At 67.9% G+C, this 4,542-nt stretch carries 3 protein-coding genes and 1 pseudogene; 1 reads left to right on the forward strand and 3 read right to left on the reverse strand.

Annotated features, from left to right (window positions below):
• On the reverse strand, window positions 1-1,074 hold a 1,074-nt coding region (locus tag HUK84_RS11100; RefSeq protein ID WP_176640354.1), incomplete at its 3' end, for an anhydro-N-acetylmuramic acid kinase.
• A gap of 570 nt (window positions 1,075-1,644) precedes the next feature.
• On the opposite strand from HUK84_RS11100, the gene HUK84_RS11105 reads away from it, so the two are divergent.
• Window positions 1,645-2,823, forward strand: a complete 1,179-nt coding sequence (locus HUK84_RS11105) for a lactonase family protein (RefSeq protein ID WP_176640355.1) — start codon at window positions 1,645-1,647, stop codon at window positions 2,821-2,823.
• Between the two features lie 54 nt (window positions 2,824-2,877).
• On the opposite strand, the gene coaA is transcribed toward HUK84_RS11105, so the two are convergent.
• Window positions 2,878-3,831, reverse strand: coding sequence for a type I pantothenate kinase (gene coaA, locus HUK84_RS11110; RefSeq protein ID WP_246285620.1), 954 nt, complete (start codon window positions 3,829-3,831; stop codon window positions 2,878-2,880).
• Window positions 3,832-4,308: 477 nt separating this feature from the next.
• Window positions 4,309-4,542 (reverse strand): annotated as a pseudogene (locus HUK84_RS11115) (hypothetical protein); the annotation flags it as partial.

Genomic DNA, 4,542 nt, shown 5'->3' on the forward strand with positions numbered 1-4,542 from the left:
CGCGTCGGCCACCCCGTCCAGATGCAGCCGGCCCCCGGTGACCGGCTGCGCGACCCCCGTGGTGTCCGGAAAGGACAAGGCCAGGCCACGGACGCTGCGCATCGCCAGAAAGGCGAAACATTGCGCCTCCAGCGCGTCGCCATCCCATCCCACCGCCTCGACCGGCGCGACGGGCACCGTCAGGCTGTGGCTCAGCCCCTCCATCAGCACCGGATTATGCCGCCCGCCGCCGCAGACCAGCCAGCGGCGAGGCAGGAACGGCAGCCTGGTATTGGCGACCGCCCGCACGGTGAAGGCCGCCAGCGTCGCGGCGCCGTCCTCGGCCGACAGGTCCGAGAGCAATTCCATGCCGCGATGGAACGACATGCGATCCAGCGATTTCGGCGCCCCGCGCACGAAGAACGGATCGCTCATCAAGGCCGCCAGCACCCGCTGGCTGACCTGCCCGGCCCGGGCCAGCGCCCCGTCGCGATCATAGGGCACGCCGGTATGGCGCATGGCCCAATCGTCCAGCAGCGCGTTTCCCGGCCCGATGTCGCAGGCCACCAGGCGTCCCCCCGGCCCCAGCAGCGACAGATTGGCCACCCCGCCGATATTCAGCACGGCCAGCGGCCGCGCCATGTCGTGCGCCAGCGCATCATGAAACACCGGCACCAGCGGCGCGCCCTCGCCCCCCGCCCGCACGTCGGCGCTCCGGAAATCATGCACGACCGGCAGGCCCAGCTCCCGCGACAGCAGCCCGGCGTCGCCGATCTGCCAGGTGCGGGCATCCTCGGGCCGATGCAGGATCGTCTGGCCGTGAAAGCCGATCAGCTCGGCGGGCCAATCCAGCGCACGCACCGCCTGGACATGCAGCAGCGTCAGTTCGCGCTCGACCGCGCGAAGCTCCGGGTCGCCGGGCGAGATCATGGCGGCATGCCCATAGATGTCGCGCATGCGCCCCCGCAATTCGGCCGAGAAGGGAACGGTCACGGCAGGCCCCGTGGCCCCGATCGTCACGCCATCCGTCTCCAGGCACGCCGCATCCACCCCGTCCAGGGACGTTCCGCTCATCAGCCCGATTACCCGGATCATCGTCTTCCTTTCCTGCCGCCCATTCCGTTGTCCAATTCCGTTGCCCAATCCCGGCCATCCCGTGTGTCGGGGGGGCGTCCTGCGAATCGGGCCGGCGAATCGGGCCGGCGGGGCGCCACGCTAAGGCAGATCCCAGCGGGGCCGAAGGCTCATTCGTGCAGGACTCCGGACAGATGAACAGGTTAACGCGGTGCGCCGCGTTTCGTGTCCCAATCGCCCCTTTCCGGAAAGCGCCCGCCGCCCCTCCATGCCATGCGATATGCACCAGCCTGATATTCCGGAATTCGATACGGTCACGCAAGAACGATGCGATTCCCGACCCGGAGCCTGGAAATCATGACGGCCCCGCAAGAGGCCGGACCGCCTCGTCCTCCCGAATAGCAATAATCAGTCCGGACTGTCCCGCGACCCGATGGAATTTCGTACCGGCTTTACGTCACCCTTCACCGGACGGCCAGGGAAATGATCTTTAAAAACAGATTTATGTCACTTTAAATTTACCTGATTTCTTCACCGATTCAGCCGAGTATCCGTTTCGTGATGTGAATAAATCGCCGCGCAAGGTGCTAGATGCGTTTCGGGTTTCTGCCTCCGTTCTGTCTTTCTCTGCTGCTCTCCACCGCTTTCGTCCTTCAGGCCCGGACCGCCCCCCGGACTGCCCGGTCGGCGACCGTCCTTTCGGCCAATGACGCGCATTCGATCCTGCGGGATGGCGTCCAGGTCCTGCCGAAACCGCTCGGGCCCGACACGCTGTCGATTCTGGACCTTCAGCCGAACGGCCTATGGGCGGTGCGCAGCAGCATCGACGTCCCCGCCAGCGTGATCGGACCGCCGACCGCGCTCACGCTCACGCCGGACGGCAGGATCGCCCTGGCCGCCTCGGCATCGAAGCCCGATCCGGCCGACGGGCGGATCGTTCCCGACGACCGGATCAGCGTCATCGACCTCTCCGGCCCCCGGCCACGCGTGATCCAGCAGGTCGCCTCCGCCCCGGGCACGACGACCCTGCGCCTCACCCCGAACCTGAAGCACGTACTGGCCGCCAACGGCGCGGGCGGCGTGCTGACATGGTTCCGCTTCGATGGACGGCGCCTCGGCGCGCGCAAAACGATCGCGCTGCCGGTGGAAAACGGCTTCCCCGGCGGGCTGGCGATCACCCCGGACGGCAGGCGCGCGCTGGTCAGCCTGTGGAAGGGCGACAGGGTCCTGGTCCTGCATATCGACGGCGACGACATCGCGCTCGCCCCCGATCCGCTGGAGATCGGACCCGGGCCATGGAACATCCGCCTGACCCGGGACGGGCATTATGCCGTGATGGGCATTCTCGGCCATGGCGAGGGACTGCCCGGCGCCCTGTCGGTGCTGGACCTGACGGCATCGCCCATTCGCGAAATCCAGCGCATCCGCGTTCCCAACGCCCCGGAAGGGCTGGATATCTCCGCCGACGGCCGATACGTCGCCGTGGTGTCGCAGAACGGGTCCGCCCTGGCGCCGTCCTCGCCCCGCTATCACGACCGGGGCATCGTCACCGTCTTTTCGCTACGCGACGGCCACCTGGCGCAACTGGCCCAGGCCCCCGGCACGCTCTGGCCGCAGGGCCTCGTCTTCGCCCCCGACGGAAGGACGATCCTGGTCCAGGGCGTGATGGACCGCGCGCTACGCACGCTGTCATGGAACGGCAGCGCCCTCACGGTCCTGGGCGACACGACTCTGCCTGGCGGCGGCGCCAATATCGAACGGCAGCGCTGACCGCCGGCCCAGAGGGAAAGGGGGGAAAAGGGGGAGGAAAAGGGAGGCAGGCCGTCAGAGATGCCGCAACCTGATTTCGTTGACGGCATGGCTGCGTTCCTTGCGCACGATCAGGCGCGCCCGTTCCCGGGTCGGCAGGATATTCTGCTCCAGGTTCGGCAGGTTGATCCGCTGCCAGATCCGGCGCGCGACGTCCTTGGCCTCGTCCCGCGGCAGATCCGCATAGTGATGGAAATAGGATGCCGGGCTGCGGAACGCCGTGCGCTGCAGCAGCAGGAATCGCTCGACATACCAGGATTCGATGTCGACCGTGGCCGCATCGAGATAAATCGAAAAATCAAAGAAATCCGACGCCACCGCCGCGCGCTCGCTGCCGGTCTGCAGCACGTTCAGCCCCTCGAAGATCAGGATGTCCGGCCGGTCGATCGTCTCGAACTGTCCGGGAACGACGTCATACGCCTCGTGCGAATAGAACGGCACCTGCAGATGCCGCTCCCCCGCCTTCAGCGCGGCCAGGAACCCGATCATGCGCCGCAGGTCGTAACTTTCGGGGAACCCCTTGCGCTGCATCAGGTCGCGCTCCTCCAGCACCCGCGTGGGCAGCAGGAAACCGTCCGTCGTCACCAGGTCCACCCTGGGATGGTCCGGCCAGCGCGACAGCACGGCCCGCAGCAGGCGGGCAAACGTGCTCTTGCCCACGCCCACGCTGCCGGCGATGCCGATGACGAAGGGCACCGCGCTGCGCGGCGCGCCGAGAAACGCGCTCTCGACCATGCTGTTCAGGCTGCGCGAGGCCAGCACATACAGGTTCAGCAGGCGCGACAGCGGCAGATAGACGTCCCGGATATCCGCCAGCGAGACCGGCTCGTTCCGGCCACGCAGCGACGCCACCTCCTCTTCGGACAGCGACAGCGGCACGTTCGCCCGCAGCGCCGCCCATTCCGGCCGGGAAAAGACCAGGTACGGCAGCTTCGTCTCGCCGTCGCGAAACGCGGCATGCCCCCCCAAGGACGACGATGCTGACGACGATATGGGCGATGGCGGAGAGGATGACCCGGCCATGGATCAGGCCCGGACGTGCCGGCGGAAGCCGTATCGCGCGCAAGCTGTCATCAAACCTGTTTCCTTCGGATATCCGCCATCGGGCGGCAGATCTGCGCGGCGCCATCGGGGGCCGCCGGCATGGCTTCTTGCGCCCATGCGCATCAGAGCACGGAAACGCGCGCAAGATGCGCCGGACACGGGGCTCGTGAAACAGCCTCTTAACATCTTCCCGCCCCGCCGATCCAGTCTCCAGCCCCACGCCCGGTCCCCGGACCCCGGGCCTCCGTTCCCCGGCTTTCACCCTCACAAGACGGCCCTCGGCCGGCGGAAACCCGCCCCGGCCTTCCGAAGATGTGACACAGACGTGATCCGAGCCCCCAGGAGAGCAAGCAGCGGACCGCCGCAACCTGCGGACCGCCCTTCTATGCCTTCTCTACACCCTTACGGGCCCGCGCCGCCCTGGCCCCCACCGCCCTGGCCCCCACCGCGCCGCCCATGCGGGCCGTAGCTGACCTGCGTATCCGGGATGACATAATGGCCGCCCCCGTCCTTGTCGGCACTCTCGTCGCCCGCCGCGTTGGGATCGAATCCCGACGCGATGATCTGCATGCCCAGCGCATGGGGCATTGGCTGGTAATCGGGGGGCCGCGCCGCCGGATCGCCCGGCGCGGCGTC

The sequence above is a fragment of the Nguyenibacter vanlangensis genome, from assembly GCF_013376155.1.
GTDB lineage: Bacteria > Pseudomonadota > Alphaproteobacteria > Acetobacterales > Acetobacteraceae > Gluconacetobacter > Gluconacetobacter vanlangensis.

Excerpts from the sequence above, each read along its gene's own strand:
- HUK84_RS11105 (WP_176640355.1), top strand. The coding sequence starts at position 1,645 with ATGCGTTTCGGGTTTCTGCCTCCGTTCTGTCTTTCTCTGCTGCTCTCC.